Consider the following 17,521-nt stretch of genomic DNA (forward strand, 5'->3'; position numbering starts at 1 on the left):
ACTGTAGAAAGCGTAAAGGGTCACAGGGCGCCATTGATAAGTCGCTCTTGCCCATTACGTGCGGGACAAATAGCACGAAGCAATAGCAATGATAAAGTGCCACAATAACAAACCATCAGTTAGACCAAGGCGCGATCTTGATGGGTTCTCTCATGGTGGCTAATTGTTGTTGCTGGTGGAATAGAATGTATGAAGATCGCCGCTGCCGATGCGTGCGCCTGTAAACATATAGGGGCCCTCCTCCATATTCATTTCAATAGTGCGGTCGGCTTTGACATTGAACACTATGGATCCAGTTGGAGATGAGTTTCTCGCGAAACTTCCATCAGCCTGCTTGAGTAGGCGTTCTGGTGCGTCGCCTAGAGCTTCAATCATTAGACGCCCGTTTTCGTTAAAGACCCGATACGTACGGCGATACTGTTGCAGCGTCGCTCGACCTGTTTGGACCGCGGGCAGTCGAACAATATATGTCCCAGCGATTTGGCTTTGTTCTGTTGTTGAGATGGAGTTATCGGACAAAAGTCTTGGTGACTTCGACGGACCGTCCGTTGGCAATGTTGGCAGTCCCAGAGCTCGACGAGCCAGGGCTCGTCCAATAAAATAGGCGCTTTGATCATTCACATTGGAAAGAACCACTACCGTTAGATCATCCGCAGGAAACTCGTACAACGAGGCACTATGACCAAATGACGCTCCATGGTGGCCAATATTATTATGGCCGTCTTCTCTGCTAAGGACGAGAGACAGACCGTACTGTATCTCCCTGCCTGTCGCGAATGCATGAGTTGTTGGCCCCTCAGCAGTGCTCATTTGTGCGAGTGTCCCGGGGCTCACCAGTTCACCCTTTCGAAGCGCACGCCATATATGGTATAGATCAGTAACAGTACTGCAGTAACGCATCTCATAGCTGTCCGACATCCCATCTGCGTGCGATATGGCAAAGCCATCCCCAATGCGGTCGTATCCAGTGGAAAGACCACGTATCAATTTGGAATCGTCGTAGTATGTCGTGGAGGTTGCATTTGCCGGCTCTAATATGTTCTTGTGCACATATTCTTCAAAGCCTTCACCTGTGACTCGTTCGAGGATCGTCACCAAAAGTGGGAAATCGGAAATGGTCCAGTCCCAGCTTGCCCCGGGCGCATGTATCCATGGCCGGCCTGCAAAAAGAGAGATCACCTCGTCCATGGCTTTGGGTCGCCGCTGAACGCTATCGTCTGAATCTCCGAGATAGTGGTAATCGGGGATACCAGAGGTGTGATTTAAAAGTTGACGAACCGTGATAGTGTGCCCCTGCGTAGAAAACTCGGGTACAAATTTGGAGATGTCGTCATCCAAAGAGAGCTTGCCACGTTCCACTTGCTGCATCACTGCAATACCGACAAGAGGGAACGTGGGTCCAACAACGTGGTATACGCTGTCAGGCTGAGACAGGACACCTAGTCCTATATCCGCTTTACCATATGCCTTGTGGAGTAGAACATGGTCGCCCCGCGCCACAAGCACGGATGCGCCAACCACATGTAGCTGTGCGACAGCAAACCTAGCAGTCTCATCAAGATTCTTTTTCGACACCTCCGCGAAGCAGTTAGCCGTGAGGCTAACAATTAGAGATACAGCAAGAAAGAAGATATACTTGGTGTAAACAATATAGCCGCGCAGATCTCTAATGCTGACATGATTCCCGCAATAGCCAAGTTCCAATCGACTGCGATCGCTAGCTAGCGCGATTGACTTCGGAGGAAATATCTCCGACGCGCAAGAGAAGTCGTATGAAAAACAATGTTGATGTGCGGATATTGCCTGAACGTTGATAGGTCCCACACCGTTCACTCGGATGTTTTCTTCTAAACGTCCCAATTACTTACTCCAGAGGCTGTTGCAAATAGCTCAAGATCGAAAATGCTGTGAGGCCAATGGATGGCCCGCAGGGGACTGGTGGGTCTTGAAATCCGTTCCCCGCCTCCCAGGAAGATGCCTCATTCAATGGTACTCAATCGGTTCTAGTTGCACCTGCAAAATAGCGACCTATATGAACAAAACCGCCATAATTAGTTTGACACAGTTGGCAATCAACCTGCTCTTATTTAAGGAGTCGCAGTTAGGCGCGGACCGGTCGAGTTATCGCTATGAGCCTCGGCCGGACCGCAACGTGGAGCTGCGCGAAGCACTGCTGGAGCTGGCAAGGCAGAAGCCGCGCTACGGGTATCGACGACTGCACGCGGTGCTCTGCCGCCGTGGGCACGAGGTGAACGTGAAGCGTATTTACCGACTGTACTCGGAAGCAAAACTCGCGGTGCGACGGCGCAGGCGTAAGCGGCTGGTACGCGACTCGAGAGTGTGCGTTCAGACAATGGCCCGGAGTTCTGCTCACGCCGGATGCTGGGCTGGGCCGAAGAGCGCAAGGTTGCGTTGGTTCATATCCAGCCTGGCAGACCGACGCAGAACGGCCATGTGGAGAGCTTCCACGGACGGCTGCGCGACGAGTGCCTGAACGTGAGCTGGTTCCGCACGATGGCAGATGTGCGGCGCACCGTGGCGAACTGCGGGAGAAATACAACAGCGAGCGGCCACGCAGCTCACTCGGATATCGGACGCCTGCTGAGTTCCGGCAAGCGTTAGGCGGCGAGACAATCTCGACGACAAACCTCAACCAGAGAATCGCAGCTATGAATGGCTGAAGGTTCGGGGGCACGTCAGCGGCCTCTAAAATATCAAACCGCTCTATGTGGATTTCGTGGCTTCCCCGCAATTTGAATGCGGCATATCGACGGCGACCACAATGAGATTGCTTTCAGGTGAAGTAGAACCTCGCAGCCAACGGGGGCATAGGAGCGAAAGGGCTACTGATATGGGCCCGCGACTTTAGAAGGTTCAATCGCGTAGTTCGCTATAGCCACAATAGCACTTCATAAGTCTTCCCGGGCGAGACCGGGCGATCTACCGAAATGTTTGTGAAATGTTCGCGAAAAATGCGCCCCATCGGTAAAGCCTGACATCAACGCAATGTCGAGAATACTCAGCGAGCGATCTTGCAATAACTTACTTGCCTGCTGGAGCCTATATTGAATTATGTATTGATGAGGAGTTACTCTCATGCTCTCTTTGAACATGCGAAGAAAGTGACGTTTACTAACGCCTGCCTCTTGAGCCAGATCGCCGAGGCTCTGGTTTGGATCATGCTGGATGCGTTCAAGCACCCGGCGAAGGGATGCCCCAGGAAGTTTAGAAGAATACCTTCGCTCTCGGGCAGTATATGTGCGTAACCCATAGACCAAGCGCGCAGCTAAAGCATATGACAAGTGTGTTGCGTACAAACTTCCTATATGTTCTTGCTGGACTACTTCGCGGCCGAGAAGGCCTAATATTTGTTGCGTGGGAGGATCAGTAAAGAATTGATTATGACTCAGACGCTGCTCTGACACGTTATCGATCGCTTCGCGATCATCGCACATTTCGATTGCAACTTCTTCAACTAAAGACCGTTCCAGACCGCACAGGAATATGTTTGTCCGAGATGGATGCCTAAAAGAAGGAAGAAGTCCGGGCTCAAAGAGATGCAAACTTCTAGGGGGTTTTGTAAGTTTCTTCTCTGAGAAGTTTGATATACGGTGAAATACCGAAGTCGGAGTTGCCCCTAGATGCGTGGTCAGCAAAAAAAACGGGTTTTCGACGGCCTCATGTTCAGAAGGATTTGTGCTGTATTGCGCAATTCCAATTGCCTCCCAGCCGAGACCGTTACTTGAAAACTTCAGTGCTCCATTTCCTTCGTAATACAGATCACAGCCATTGTGCCACTCGACAATAGAAGTCATGTTCGGATAACAGCTCCAGTTTCTTAGGGATTCTTAGCTCGGGGTCGTATGCTCCGTCTCAATCAGACAGTCAGGTTAATGCATTTCACTTCGATTTCATCGCATTCGGTTATGGCACACAAACTGCGACATGCTCCTGGGTACGGTGCCAGACTTCGGTGCGGCCAAAGAGTGATACTCCGATGTACCCATGCAGTTTCAACCCGGAATCGTCAGTGACCATAGTCGCGCTGTAGGTCTTGCCAGAATCGGGATCGTAAATCTTTCCATCTTTGGCATGGCTGGGGTCGGTGATAACGAATCCCGCCCCAATTTGGATACCGCACAAGGGACGCTTCCTCAATCTCTCATCCGGGTTCTTGTCGTCCTTTGCTATCCGATCTGTAGTCCAGACGAGCTTAGTGCAAAGGGTTTGTTCGCCACACGGGTATACGGTGACTACTGAATGGTCGGGTGTAATCCAGTTTCCGATCATCGTGTTGTTGGCGGCGAGAAGAGGTGCTGTGTATATTGCTAAGAAAGTACCGAACCATACAGAAATCTTCATCAGTGTGACCTTTCGTTGCCAGGGGATGATGTTGCGAACGCATCGTCCTTTGAGTTCAGTGGCTTCCATGTAATCCAGCGGAGATCCAGGACAACAAATGCGTATAACGTAGGGACAAGGAGAAGAGTCACGATCGTGGAAAACAGCAGCCCTCCAATCTGGGCATAGCATAGAGGCTCCCAGAGCGGTCCGCCGTGTGCCGCCAAGGGGATGAGGGCGAAGGCGGTAGCTCCAACAGTGATGAGCACAGGGCGTAATCTAAGCAAGCCCGCATCAATGAGGGCTTCAATCAACGGCTCTCCCTTCTCACGTTCCTCCTCGATATAATCGAAGAGGACGATGATATGGCTCACGATTACCCCCATCAGACTGGCTACTCCAAGAAAAGCCATAAAACCAAAGGGTTGGTGCATCAGGTAGAGTGCAGCGAACGCGCCGACACAGCCGAAGGGGATTGCGGCGAAGACGATCAGGGGCTTTACGATATCTCGAAACTGGAGCATCAAGGCGAGATAGATTGCAAGGACTGACACGCTTAGCGCGACAGCAAGATCTGCAAACCCACTGTTTTGCTCCTTGTACTCGCCGGCAAAGACGAGTGAATATCCAGGTGGAAGATGCGCTTTCATTTGGTCGATCTGCGGCATGGCCGCATCCAGGACGTTCGAAGCAAGCCCTCCAGACATGGGATAACAGGAGACGGTGATCGCCCGCGAACGATTGAAGTGGAGCAGGACTCCAATCTCCGAGGTTAAGTCGGTTGCAGCTATTTGTTGAAGAGGAACTCGACGTCTGTCTCGCATGGAGTACGCATATTGATTCTGCACGTCAGATACAAGAGCACGATCCTGAAGACGTTGACGAAGGATGATCGGGATAGATTTATCCCGGTCGTAGAAGCTTCCGACCTGGATACCTGTCGTATTCATAGTCGAGGAACGGGCAACATCCTGATTCGTGATGCCTGCGATGGCCGCCTTGTCAGGATCAATCTGTTCAGCCAGTGCGAGTCGGTCTTCGCCCCAGTCATCGCGAATGCGGGTAGCCGACGGCACGGCACGAAAGATCGTCTTTAGCTGAGCAGAGAGGGTGCGCAGAGTTGTTATGTCCGGTCCGAGAATGCGGATGGAAACCGGTGCCGCGATGGGGGGGCCAGTCTGTAGTTGCCGGACATCAACCCTGGCGCTGGCCACCTTCTGAGAGATCGCTGATTGAAGAAGAGGCACTAGCGAGTTAGTATCCCGCTTATCGATGGTTTCAATCAGGATCTCCGCATAGTTGAGTTGAGGCGCTTCGGGAGTGACGGAATCCCAAAAGCGCGGACCACCCCCACCTGTGAAGCTCGTAAGTGACTTGAGTACCAGAACTCCGGGCTTCGCTCTGTGCGGGTCCTGGGTATACTGCGCGGATACGTTCCTGATGATCTCTTCGACCTGCCGAGTAGTTTCACTCGTCTCTGCGAAAGTCGCTCCTTCGGGAAGCCATATGTCCACATACGACAGGTACTGTAGGTCGTAGGGGAAGAAAGATGAGTCCAGCCTGGACATCAGGATTGCCCCACCAATCAGGAACAGGAGTGAACCTGAGAGGACAGCCTTTCGGTGTTCGATGGCCCACTGTCCGATGTTGGAATAGCGCTTGGCGAAGCGGGACTTTTCAACCGCTTCGCCCTGACTCCGCGACTTCCTGCGTAGCAATAGCTGACCCATAACCGGGACAAAGGTCATCGAGACGATGCGTGATGCAATGAGAGAGCAGGTAATGACGATGGGCAGAGAAAGGATGAACTGACCGGTATCACCATGCAGCAACAGGAATGGAAGATAGGCCAGAATGTTAGTCACTGTTGCGAAGAGAATCGCGCGAGCGAGCTTAGTCGGGCCCAGCCATCCGGCGATTCCGGGCGGGTGTCCGGATGCGAGCTCCCGCTGGATAGCATCGCCAGCCACAACGGGATCGTCTATGAGAAGGCCAAGCGCGATGATGAGACTGGCTATGGATACCTGTTGAAGATCGATTCCAACTGCGGCCATCATTCCAAGTGTCATGGCCAGGGTGATGGGAATAGAGCCGGCCATCAATGCCGCAGAACGCCAATCCCAAAACCCCATCAGAGAGACAGCTATGACCAAACCAATGGCTTCCCAAAGCGAGGTCGTGAACAGTCCGACATTTTCCCTGACCTGTCGGGGTTGATCGGAGGTGCGTGCGATAACAAGATCGTTGGGGACGACTTGCCTGATCTGACGCAGATCTGCATCCACAGCTTGGGAGAAATCTTCGATTTTGTGCCCCGGACGCATCTCCATGGAGATGGTGACAGCACGGCCTCGCTTCCATGTTCCTGATGGGTCACGGTAGGTCAGGAAATTGAGAAAACTCGGTGGAGACTCGTACCCGCGACTAATGGAGACGACGTCGCGCAGATACGCAGGTGCTTTCCCATTGCCGGAGGAAATGGGAAGCCCTGCCAGGTCTTCGAGCGAATGGAACTCGCCCTTGGAAGTAACGGCGACCTGCCGCTCGCCAGCGTTGATTGTTCCACTAGGCTCGACGATGTTACGACTGCTTAACAGATCTGGCAGGGCGAGTGGGCTGAAATTGAGAGATGCAAGACGATTGGGGTCAAAGGTGAGAAAGAGCCGTTCTTCGGGTACTCCGGTGCGATCGACTCTGGTTACTTCTTCTACCTTTTGAAGACTTCTGGCGATCTGGTCGGTGTACGTGTCGAGTTGGCGATAGGTGTACTTGTTTGGACTTGTCTGCTGGAGTTTAGTCTCCAGATCAGCAGGATTGCGAATGATTGCGGGTGGCCAGATGTCCGGGTCCAGTTCGTCGGACGGCATTCGCTGCTGGAAAAATCCATGCAGCGCCCTGGAGATCGTCAGGTCGTCTTGGTCGGAGGTGCCGTCCAGAATGATTGCACCTTGGTCCAACACGGTATTCAATGAGGTAAAGACGTGCTTCCTCAATAGATCTTCCGACAGCAACTGCAGCACGCTCTTGAGAGCGGTCGTATCCAAATTGGCAGGAAAGCAGATCACGATGGAAACAGCGGTACCCTGCTCTGCTTTTGCCTGTCGAGTATGTTCGATCAAAGGCTGGATCTGATGAGCTTTCAAGCCGATCTCCAGGTCGGAGACGGGCGGACTGGCGACCGTCAGCATCAGGGCCGAGGTATCGCCAAAATCTTTGATGTACTGCACAGGACCCGCACCAGCCGGGAGGTCGGAAATCTGAGCGAGTTTGATGCCTACATCATCGAATTCCTTGTCCGTATCCTTCGTATGAAACTCATCGAGTTCAAAGACAACTACCGACTGACCCGCACGCGAAGATGATCGTATCTCCGAGACCATGCCGTTTTGATCGAGAACTCCCTCCACCTTCTTGGTCACCAACTCTTCGACCTGTTCGGCTTTTGCGCCAGGCCACTCGGTTACAACCATTGCTTCCCGCACCGGAGTCTTCGGGTCCTTGCGCTGGGGCATGCTGCTGTATGCGTAAATCCCCCAGATGACGGTCAGTCCCATCAATAGCCATGCGATTGCATGATGCTTGACGAAGAATCGCGAGGTATTGTGGGTAGACCGGATGTGATCTTCGTCGCTAATGTGTGCCATAGATTTCAACCTCACCGAATCTCGGAGACTGCTTCTCCATCTACAAGATCGTTATTCCCCTCAAGCACCACCCTCAGACCTGATCGGAGACCACTGCGGATCGTGACGTTGTTCCCCTCAACTCGGCCGATCTCGACCGTTTGGCGATGGGCGAATGTCTTCCCGCCTTCATCTCTCAAAACGAACACCGAGTAGGTGCGGCCATTTGTGTTGGGTATAAGGGCGGAGATAGCAACGATCACCAGGGTGGAAGCATCAATGGCCGCTGGAGATGGCACACCGACGCTTGCGATCATGCCAGGACGAATCTGATGGTTGGGATTTCCGATCGTCACCTCAATCTGAAATGTGGAGGTTTGAGGATCGGCAGCAGGCGAGATCATGGTGACGGTCCCGACGAATGATTCAGTGCTGAGAACGTCCACGCGCACCGGAATCAGCAACCCCAAGTGAAGCTGTGGGAGTTGTATGTCCGGCACGGCGAAGGTAAGTTTTACATGGTCGATGTCAGCGAGGACAAAGGCTGTTCCGCCAATCGAGGCCAGACTGCCTTTCTCCACGTTTCGTGCGAGAATCACGCCGCGAAATGGTGCGTGAAGCTCTATATCTTCAAGCTGAACATTTTTTTCACGTCGCTGTGCGACTGCGTCTTCAATCCTCGATCTCTGCAACGATATGGCAGCCTTGGCATTCTCAAGCTGTGATTGAGCGACCTCATAGCGAGTCCTGGCCGAATCGTGGTCGGGTTGTGTCATCGCGGACTGTTGAAAAAGTCTCTCCGCCCGTCCCCAATCGATCTCCGCGTGCTGCGCTTCCACCGTCGTCTGTTGCAATTGAGCCTCAGCCTCCGCCCGAGATGCGTAGGCTCCTTGAACTGATGCGTTGGCCTGCGAAGAGCGAGCTTCGGACTCAGTTGGGCGTAGCCGTGCTAGAGGGGCTCCTGAAACAACCGAATCACCAGCATCGAGATTTCGCAGCCTGCCATCCGCTCCGCGCCGCTGATCGATCCACGCCACATATCCGCTTGTCTTGAAGGATAATTCCACCTCTGCGACCGGAGAGATCGCCGCTGTATATCGCGCTTCATCTCGTGCAGGCAGAATCGATGAGACGACTGAGGTAGTTACGGCTCGCGATCGAGGCTCGGCGCTGGGAACTTTATTACAAGCCACGAGAACCCCGCTCAGCATGAGCGCAAAGGCGAAGGTTAGGAACCCGATACGATTATTCACTCGTCTTCTCCCATTGCTTTCCTCAGCTCTGCATAGGTCGTTTGAACACTGCTGCTCGCTTGAAGCAACGACTGCCGTGTGCGTTGCCTGATACTTTCGAGCTTTAAGACCTCGTCGAGAAGGACCGCATGCTGTGCGTACTTTTCCTGCGCAATACGGAGGGCCTCGTCCGTACCTTCCGCGTCGATTTTCTCTGCTTGCAATAGTTGGCTAGCGGCGCGTGCATTGCGGAGAGCCAAGTTCACCTCAATGCTCATCTTTGCTTGCAAATCCGTCGCGTTCAGGCGAGCTTGGCTTACAATCGCAGATTTCTCGGCGAGTTCGTGGTGCTTCCGGCCCCAATCGAACGGTTCCCAACGAAGTTGAACTCCTACCTCAGCGTATCCAGGTCCTCCAATAGGCAGTGAGGCCCCAGTGAGGGCGACGTAAGAACCCTCAATGCTGACGTCCGGGATATACTCAGCCTTTTTTGCGCGTCGGTTCAGGTCGGCCTGTTCTACCTGCAGGCCGGCCACCTTAAGATCAGGACGAAGGGCCATTGCTCGTTCTACCGCTTCGGCTTGCGAGGGCAAAACTAACTCCTGTCCAAGATCGGAATCAAGCGTCATCTCCGCCTCAATCGGCCGTCCCAATACGGCGTTCAGCTCTTCTTTGTCTGTTGCCAAGGTATTGGAGGCGGAAGTCTCGTCATACTTTGCATGCAACAGATGCCCCTGTATGCCAAGTAGATCTGATAGGAGGGCCGCCTTTTCTGCAACATAGATTTTGGTGACTCGTTCGAGCTCCGAGTAGAGCCGGACGTCGGCTTCTGCGGTCTTAATAGCGCTGTCGTCATCGACGATCTGGCAGTAGAGCTTCCGTACCTGGTTGACTATCTCCTGCTGAGACCGTTGCATTCGCAGGTTGCTGATCTCATGCCCGACCTTCAACGCCTTTATTTCAAGGCCCAATTGATACTGACCTGTGAGAGGTTCAAGGACCTGGCCAAAGACGAAGGCGGAAGGTGTTCGTGAGGAGTTGAGCCTGAGAGCTTGCTGAGGAAATGGAGCGCCCCCGCTAGTTCCCAGCGATCCCGCGGTCAGATCGAGATAGGGCCGCGTCAAACTCTCGCCACCATCGGCCAACACCGAAAAGGAAGGTAAGCGTCGCGTAGACGCGGCTTTCACATTGGCGTCCGCCCGAGCGACATCAAGAACGTCCAACTGAATTGAACGGTTGTGCGCCAAAGCTAATTGAATTGCATCCTCCATCGAGAGATCCGCAGTTTGGGCACAAACCGAAGGCGGCAGGCACAGCAGCGCCAACACAGTTGCCGAAGCAACTCCACTTAGGGACACGGCCTTTCGTCTTTTGTGCTCAATGCTCACACTTGAAGCCTACCACATGTGCATACATTGCAACATTCGAGTTTATGTTCGTATTCAAATGTTGTTTGGTATATTAGTTGAAGCGGGGAATCTTCCTGCGCCTCGATGGTCTCTCTCTACCCTCCGCGCATTCAAACGACAAAGGACACACATGAACTACACCTCTGCAGCAGGCACGTTCGACAGGCCGTCTGCCCGCGGCGCCACATGGTTGGCATTCGTGGCCGCCTTTCTGATGGGCGGATCGTCGATCGGTCTGAACGCGCAACAAATTCCGGAGTTGCCGGATGCGCCCAGCTTCGCCGTGGCACCTCAATCGTCCTCACAATTCGAGAATTCGGAAGACAGGGCGTTCAATCCAAGACACAATCAGGGTTCTTCTCTGCCTGGCACACTCAATCCTTTGACTCCATTTGGAAAGTTCGTATTTGCCACGAAGAGCAACTTCAATGCGTCGGCACTACTCTTCGCGGCAGCCGGGGCAGGTATCAACCAGTCACAAAATCTGTATCCTGAATTTCATCAGGGAGCGGCTGGCTATGCACGAAATTACTGGCATGTCTTCACAGACCAAACTGTCGATGGCTATGTGGCCAGCTTTCTCTTACCTGCCACCCTCCATCAAGACCCACGTTACTATCCCCTCAATCAAGGAGGAGTGTTGAAGCGGACGCGGTATTCACTGAGTCGTCTATTTATCACTCGGACGGATGACGGTGGAACGACCTTCAATACCTCGGAAGTCCTTGGTTCTGGCATGGCAGCCAGTGTTTCAAGCCTCTACTATCCAAGGCGGGAGCTGACGTTCTCGATCGTCAGTCAGCGTTGGATTACGGACATCTCAGGGGATGGACTCATCATGGTGCTCAAGGAGTTCTCACCCGATCATGGGCATGCGCTAGGAAATATGCTGCCGGGTCATCGGAGTCGCAAGAATGGCTCCGAGGACTGATCGTTGCCATGACATGGCTGCCAAATCCCTTCCATGCTGAAGAGATGACCATTGTTATGATGATTGGATGGCCGCTGTGAAGAAGAGACTGACGAGACAGGAAAGCAAGGCATTGACCCAGGAGAAGCTGCTGGTAGCTGCCGCCAAAGCATTTGCTCGCCGCGGATTTGCCGGAGCCTCCATCGATGAGATTACCCAGGCTGCTGGATTCTCACGAGGCGCTTTCCACTCCAACTTCAAGAATAAAGATGCACTCTTTCTGGCTCTTATAGAACGAGAGATCATGACTCTCACCCACGGAGCACACGAGAGCATCACCGCCTCTTCGTCCGCTAAAGAATCGCTCGAAAACCTGCGGAAGTTTTATGCACCTTTCGGTAGCACGGAAAAGGATGCTTTCCTCCTCATTACAGAAGCTTATCTCTATGCGGTGCGGAATGTTCGGTTCGGGAAAAAGCTAAGTACGCTTTTCCGCAAAGTTCACGACGAACTGAAGCTCTCTCTTGAGCGCTTTCATGAGCAAACGCGCTATAAGAATCCTATTCCGGCCGACCAGCTCATCTTAATCGGGTTCTCCCTCGGTCACGGGTTGGCGCTTTATAACCTAATGGATGGCGAAAGGTATCCGGAAAAAATGGTCGAGTCCAGCCAGGAGCTTGTCTTTGACAGACTCATGGGTTCGACCGGAAAGTAAGCAAGGGGCGTTTTCACAAAGCATACACGAATGGAGATTTTCGGGATAGTTGCATTTCTCGTCTCCATGCTGGATAAGAACTGTGGAGCCACCACTAACACAGATTCTCCTACTACGTGTTGCTATGCGATAGTGTGTTGGCGGCCCTCCGATCCTTCGACATCGCGGCGAATCAGTTAGCTGCGAAAGTTAGATTTATCGATAGAGCAAGAACTACGATGCGCTTTTATAATAGAAAACTTAAAACCGATTTCGATGACTAGCTAACGTGACTGAATTTTGAGAGGTTTCCTAGACCAAGACAGAAGCTACATGGAAGGCGACGTCGATAGTGAATTATCGAATTAACGTTGGTTAGTTTACAAGCCGTCCTTTCGTGTCTTTCTAAACGGCCAAAAGGCTTTCGTAATATCTCAAAAAATTACATGCTCTGTGCGAGCATGCGTGGCAGCAGACGATAGTTTACTTGTGAAATCTGGTCGTTGGTCTCATCGGAACAAACCACTCATCGATAAAATGACTCAGTTGTTGATTCGGCAATTGCAAATAGTGGACCATTATGGAAAAAAGCGCCATGATTTTAAATATCCATCAGCGGAGTTGTCTTTACGAATGAACCCAGCCTGTGGTCTTCTTAATAAGTCTTAAGGACCCACATGCCTTGGAAGTTGGCTCATGAGCACTCAAAATCTATTCTTTTTGGGGTTGCTCCGTCCAATATGAGGGATGCGTATGACGCTGTTTCTGCGATGCAGGTTTGGGAACTTTGGGCTCTTCCAAGAACGATTCAACAGGAGGCAGACCTTGTGTTCATCTTGTGAGCTATGCAGGAATGTGGCGAGTATCCATAAGCCACATTGGAGAGCTATGCCATGCCGTCAAGTCCTGACCCTCTCGATCTGCAGTGCGCGGTGACACTTGCGGAAACCCTCAGTTTCACAGATACGGCAAACCGGCTGCACATGACGCAACCGGGCGTAACGGCACGAATCAACCGGGTGGAGAAGAATCTCGGATACAAGCTGTTCGAGCGAAGAAAGGGTATGGTGAAAGCCATCACGCCCGAAGGTTTCATCTTCGTGGAAGAGGCAAAGCTTGTGCTTGAGCAACTGAATCGGCTAGTCCTCCGAGCCGAAGCCGCCCATCGGGCCGTCTCGGAGACGCTTTCTATCAGTCGGTCACACCACACTGACCTGCAACTGCTCTCCATCGTGGTTGCGGCACAGGCAATCGAGGGTTCTCATATCTCAATCGAGGCTCCCTGCAACTCGGACGAAGAGGCCATCGACGCGCTCCTGACGGGGAAAGCCGACGTAGCGTTGGTCTCATGGCCGATCAACGAAAACCAAATAGCGGCTCTCCATCTCGTGCACGATCCCTTGGTGGCCGTGCTTCCGGAGAATCACATGCTTCGGGACCGCACCGAGATTCATGTCGTTGATCTCCGCAACGAACAAATCATTGGGTCGAAGTACCAGTTTCCAGCGACGCTGAAAGAAGCATTGCTAACGAAGTGTAAATCGCTTGGTTTCATCCCTGGATGGCTGTGTATTACAGCCTCTCCCGCCGAGTCCGTTCACTTGGTGGATACAGGGGTAAGAGCCGGTATTACCATCGTGACAAAGCAGTACGCGAAGGAACTTGCGCTGACAAAGGCCACCTGCGTTCCCATTGCGGATGCCGAACTTGCCTTCGAATATGGCGCGGCTTACCGGCAATCCGACCACCGTCCGGTACTGAATGCTTTCCTTCAATATCTGGTGGAGAAATGCCGGCCTATGCCGAGCCGGAAACGCAAGCCTGCTCGTGCCACGCCGAGTCTCACTCGCAGGGCGACCGGCTGAAGCTCGGTCTATGCCGGTCTCTGTACCTGAAGGACATCCTCCACGCGCCGCCTACCTTGGTGTCGGCTGATATAGACGACCAGGTCGATACATCGCTTCACATCCTCTTCCGCCACATCCAATTGCAGGTTGGCACTGCTGCGGCTGGCGAGGCTGGCGAGGCGGCGGACGGATTCGTGCGCGCTGCTGGCATGTATTGTCGCCAGCGTTCCACGATGGCCTGTATTCATGGCATCCAGTAGTGTCCGGGCCTCCGGGCCGCGCACTTCCCCGACGATGATGCGGTCTGGCCGATGCCGAAGGACAGCTTTTAACAGGTCGTCGAAGGTGACTTTATCGCGATGAGTGTCTACCTGGGATTCGGTCGAGACGATGTGCGGCTTGCGGATGTGAAGCTCTGCAGTGTCCTCGATAAGCAGGATGCGCTCCTCTTCGGGGATCGCATCGGCCAGCGTGCCCAGGAGCGTCGATTTGCCACTCCCAGTTCCGCCGGCGATGAGGATGTTCTGCCCTTCGCATACCGCTTGGGTCAGCATAATGGCCTGTTCGTCGGTCAGCATTTGGACCCGTATCAGGTCCGCCAGCGTAAAGTTCCGCGACGTGAACTTGCGAATAGTCATCAGGGGCCGAGGATTGACCACGGGAGGAATCATGGCCGCCATGCGGCTGCCATCGGGCAGGCGCAGATTCAGGATAGGTGAATCGGCGTCCAACTTTTTGCCGAAGCGGTTGGCGATCACCTCAAGGCCAGTCTGGAGCGCGCCCTCGTCGAAGCGGATGTCAGGGAGATGTTGGATATGTCCACCTTCCTCTATCCATATAGAAGAATCAGGGTTCACCATGATCTCGGAGACGGTCTCGGCATCCAGCAGATGCTTGATGGGTTTCAAAAATGGGGTGATGACTTCAAAGCTCACGGGCAGACCTCATGAATGAAAATCGTGATCGCGTGGTCGTGGCGATGGGCATGTGGGAATCGCAAGGCGATTTCCAAGGACAGGGGGAAGGGTGGGAAACAGCCCGACCGGTTTCCGTCTTTTCCTCGGTCCGGCATTTCCATCGCCTCTGCCGAAGTTTCATACGGACACCTGCGCGGGATCGAAGCCGATCTGCTCCTGTTCGAACCAGCTCATAGTGACAGGCAGGAAGTCCGGCTTGAGATAGCAGTAGGTGGCCGGCTGCGGACTGATCCCGTCGAATGCGACGACGATGGACTGCGCGTTCTTAAGATCGAAGAAGACCTTTTCCTCGAAGACAGGTTCTTTCTGTTTCTGATACTGCTTGACAGCAGCGACCGAACCTTTGCTGGCTGAGGTACGGCCCGAAAGCCACCCGACGTTGGCATTGGTCGAGGTCTCGGACAACGTGTAGCCAATTCGGGTGCGGTCCTCCTTGCCGCAAAGCTCTGAAGCATAGCGGGCGGTCTCAGGATCGGAAGTCGTCAGAAAGACTTTCGTGCGAAACGCCTGGAGGAGAGTCTTTACGCCTTCGTTCGGCAGAGCATCTTTCAGGCTGGCGACGGATTGCGTAGCGACGATGGGGATACAGCGCGGCTGACGCGAGAGCGACAGGAACCGTTCGTCTCCAGTCGGATTGTCGCCGCCTACCGTTGCGAAGTTCTGGTACTCATCGCAGATGAATACCGATGGCCGGTAGTGCTTGTCCGGTTCGGCATCCATTCGGGGTATGCGCAGGAGCATCGCCCGCTGATAGTCGATCTTCATCATAGTGCCGATAGTCTTGGCGAGCGCAGGATTCAAGGCAACGGGAAAGTTCAGCCCGACGACCTTGCCGGACTCGATCAGCTCGTCAAACGGCGGCATGACGATCCCGTCAGGATCGGAGGCGCAGGGTCTTCCTTGGTAGAGCTCCTTGGGCGGGCAGAAGACACGGCGCACATCTGGATCTGTCTCGAAGAGCGAAAGGAAAACGGCGATGCCCTGGACGATGGATGTCTTTACTTCGGAGCGAAAGAACTTCCAATGCTCCCAATACCAGTACTGGACGCTATGGAAGCGTTCGCGCGCAGCGGCATCGGCTGGCTTGCGAGTGAAGACGAGGAACTCGATGGAGGTCTGCTCGGTGAGGGCCGTCTCCAGTTGTTCATCCCATCTCGCCAGATAGAGATTTGACTTGGCATCCCATATGAAGCCGAGCGGAGCGAGCGGAGCTTCCTCGTTGAGATAGTTCTGCTTGTCGATGCCGATATAGCTGGTTGTGCTGAACTGAGAGCCTACTTCGACGAGCATTGCCTCCAGGCTTCCGGCGCTGATGACGGTCTGGAAGATATCGACCAGCGTAACGTAGCCATCGCGGATACGGTGCAGCAGAATCACGTAGCGGACCAGATCGGTATAGGACTGCTGCCAGAAAGGTTCTTTTCCCTTTCCCCATATGGAAGTGATGATGGAAGCGATATTGAACGCCTGGGCGTAGGCATCGAGCAAGTTGTTCAACGGGTTATAGCGAACGTTGCCGTGAAGCGAGATCTCGACATAGTCGTTGTCGCGCCCGCACCACTTCAGGATGCGTTGTAGCTGTCGGCAGAGATCGCCTTTGACTTCGAGCACGATGCCGGAAAGCTTTCGCTCAGGATCATCAGCTTTGTATGCGAAGAGCTGGCGCATCGTGGGCAGAATCAGTCCGTAGGTCTTGCCAGATCCAATAGAACCGAAGGACGCAATGCCGGTATAGAGTCCACGCTCGGGAATCGCAAGCCATGAAGGAAGCGCGGCTGCGCTTGGCGTCAACCTGCTATGAACTTCTCCGACGATTAGGGACAGGTCCCTACGCTCGAGCGGGTCGGGATACGGAGGCAATGCTCCGGGGTTCAGTTCCAGCTCACTCTTATAGAGATGGACATACAGAAGTGAGAAGCCCATCGACAGGAGAATGAATGGCGTCGAGTACAGGAACACTTGATGCGCCATCAATAAGCCATGCACGATTTCCGGCCTCTCCATCTCCATCAGCCGAAGCATGGAATCGGTATGGTCGATGGGAAGCAGTGTGTTCAGGATGATGTCGGACGCCGCGCTGAGACCAATCGAGAGCAGGAAGCGATAAGCAATCAGCGGGCGAATGATTCGTTGCATACGAGGAGAGGATCGCATTGAGGTCGTCTCCTTTATGCGTGGGCAGCGGTGCTCGATACCGGCACATCCGGTTTCGTAGCAGTTGCCGATGCTGGTTTGATGGGCGACGGTCCCGGCTTCGTGTCACTGGCGGTCTGTGTGGCATTCGCCGGGAGACTCGCCTTGTATTTGAGGAAGTCCTCTTCCTGCGCGATGGCGAAGCGCAGCAGCTCGTTGATGATGTAGTGGGTTTCATTGTTCGACCACTTGGCCATCAGCTCGATGTCATCGGCGACGGTCTGGTCGATGGAAGATTGCAATTTGGCGCGGCGGATGCGACTAACGCCGTGCTGTAGTTTCAGTCTGCTCATGA

Annotated in this window: 13 protein-coding genes and 1 pseudogene; 5 read left to right on the plus strand and 9 right to left on the minus strand. The window is 53.6% G+C overall.

Features of this window, described 5'->3' with window-relative positions; all coding sequences use genetic code 11:
- Window positions 1–159: 159 nt before the first annotated feature.
- On the minus strand, window positions 160–1,860 hold the full coding sequence (locus XX99_RS21325) for a serine hydrolase domain-containing protein (protein ID WP_082125807.1): 1,701 nt from the start codon (window positions 1,858–1,860) through the stop codon (window positions 160–162).
- Between the two features lie 256 nt (window positions 1,861–2,116).
- Here XX99_RS21325 and XX99_RS28710 point away from each other — a divergent pair.
- Both XX99_RS28710 and XX99_RS28190 read left to right on the plus strand, forming a co-directional pair.
- Window positions 2,117–2,317 (plus strand): annotated as a pseudogene (locus XX99_RS28710) (IS3 family transposase); the annotation flags it as partial.
- Window positions 2,318–2,340: 23 nt separating this feature from the next.
- A complete protein-coding gene (locus XX99_RS28190) occupies window positions 2,341–2,622 on the plus strand; it encodes an integrase core domain-containing protein (RefSeq protein ID WP_082125809.1) in 282 nt (93 codons plus the stop codon).
- Window positions 2,623–2,909: 287 nt separating this feature from the next.
- Here the strand turns inward: XX99_RS28190 and XX99_RS26895 are convergent, their stop codons facing one another.
- The 5 genes from XX99_RS26895 to XX99_RS21355 all read right to left on the minus strand — a co-directional run bounded on the left by XX99_RS26895 (window position 2,910) and on the right by XX99_RS21355 (window position 10,524).
- A complete protein-coding gene (locus XX99_RS26895; protein WP_082125810.1) occupies window positions 2,910–3,815 on the minus strand; it encodes a helix-turn-helix domain-containing protein in 906 nt (301 codons plus the stop codon).
- Window positions 3,816–3,924: 109 nt separating this feature from the next.
- Window positions 3,925–4,362 (minus strand): DUF2147 domain-containing protein, encoded by a 438-nt coding sequence (locus tag XX99_RS21340; protein ID WP_050061452.1) that lies wholly within the window; start codon window positions 4,360–4,362, stop codon window positions 3,925–3,927.
- Window positions 4,362–7,985 carry an efflux RND transporter permease subunit gene (locus tag XX99_RS21345; protein ID WP_050061453.1) on the minus strand — a complete coding sequence of 1,208 codons (3,624 nt, stop codon included), beginning with the start codon at window positions 7,983–7,985 and terminating at the stop codon, window positions 4,362–4,364. Before XX99_RS21345 ends, XX99_RS21340 begins: the two co-directional genes overlap by 1 nt.
- Before the next feature lie 11 nt (window positions 7,986–7,996).
- On the minus strand, window positions 7,997–9,217 hold the full coding sequence (locus XX99_RS21350; RefSeq protein WP_050061454.1) for an efflux RND transporter periplasmic adaptor subunit: 1,221 nt from the start codon (window positions 9,215–9,217) through the stop codon (window positions 7,997–7,999).
- Window positions 9,214–10,524: a TolC family protein gene (locus XX99_RS21355; RefSeq protein WP_184085308.1), complete on the minus strand. Its 1,311-nt coding sequence runs from the start codon at window positions 10,522–10,524 to the stop codon at window positions 9,214–9,216. The genes XX99_RS21350 and XX99_RS21355 overlap by 4 nt, the downstream gene beginning before the upstream one ends.
- Before the next feature lie 211 nt (window positions 10,525–10,735).
- Between XX99_RS21355 and XX99_RS21360 the strand changes: the two genes are divergently transcribed.
- From XX99_RS21360 to XX99_RS21370, 3 genes are all read left to right on the plus strand, one after another.
- Complete coding sequence (locus XX99_RS21360) at window positions 10,736–11,536, plus strand: hypothetical protein (protein ID WP_050061456.1); 801 nt, start codon at window positions 10,736–10,738, stop codon at window positions 11,534–11,536.
- A 76-nt stretch (window positions 11,537–11,612) separates the two neighbouring features.
- A complete protein-coding gene (locus tag XX99_RS21365; protein WP_184085305.1) occupies window positions 11,613–12,230 on the plus strand; it encodes a TetR/AcrR family transcriptional regulator in 618 nt (205 codons plus the stop codon).
- 872 nt (window positions 12,231–13,102) lie between these two features.
- Complete coding sequence (locus tag XX99_RS21370) at window positions 13,103–14,074, plus strand: LysR family transcriptional regulator (RefSeq protein ID WP_050061458.1); 972 nt, start codon at window positions 13,103–13,105, stop codon at window positions 14,072–14,074.
- Window positions 14,075–14,082: 8 nt separating this feature from the next.
- Here the strand turns inward: XX99_RS21370 and XX99_RS21375 are convergent, their stop codons facing one another.
- The 3 genes from XX99_RS21375 to XX99_RS21385 form a co-directional block, all read right to left on the minus strand.
- Window positions 14,083–14,991 (minus strand): CpaF family protein, encoded by a 909-nt coding sequence (locus tag XX99_RS21375; RefSeq protein WP_050061459.1) that lies wholly within the window; start codon window positions 14,989–14,991, stop codon window positions 14,083–14,085.
- 159 nt (window positions 14,992–15,150) lie between these two features.
- Complete coding sequence (locus XX99_RS21380) at window positions 15,151–17,187, minus strand: type IV secretory system conjugative DNA transfer family protein (protein ID WP_082125812.1); 2,037 nt, start codon at window positions 17,185–17,187, stop codon at window positions 15,151–15,153.
- Between the two features lie 14 nt (window positions 17,188–17,201).
- Complete coding sequence (locus tag XX99_RS21385) at window positions 17,202–17,519, minus strand: hypothetical protein (RefSeq protein ID WP_050061461.1); 318 nt, start codon at window positions 17,517–17,519, stop codon at window positions 17,202–17,204.
- Window positions 17,520–17,521: the final 2 nt, after the last annotated feature.

The organism is Silvibacterium bohemicum (genome assembly GCF_001006305.1).
GTDB lineage: Bacteria > Acidobacteriota > Terriglobia > Terriglobales > Acidobacteriaceae > Silvibacterium > Silvibacterium bohemicum.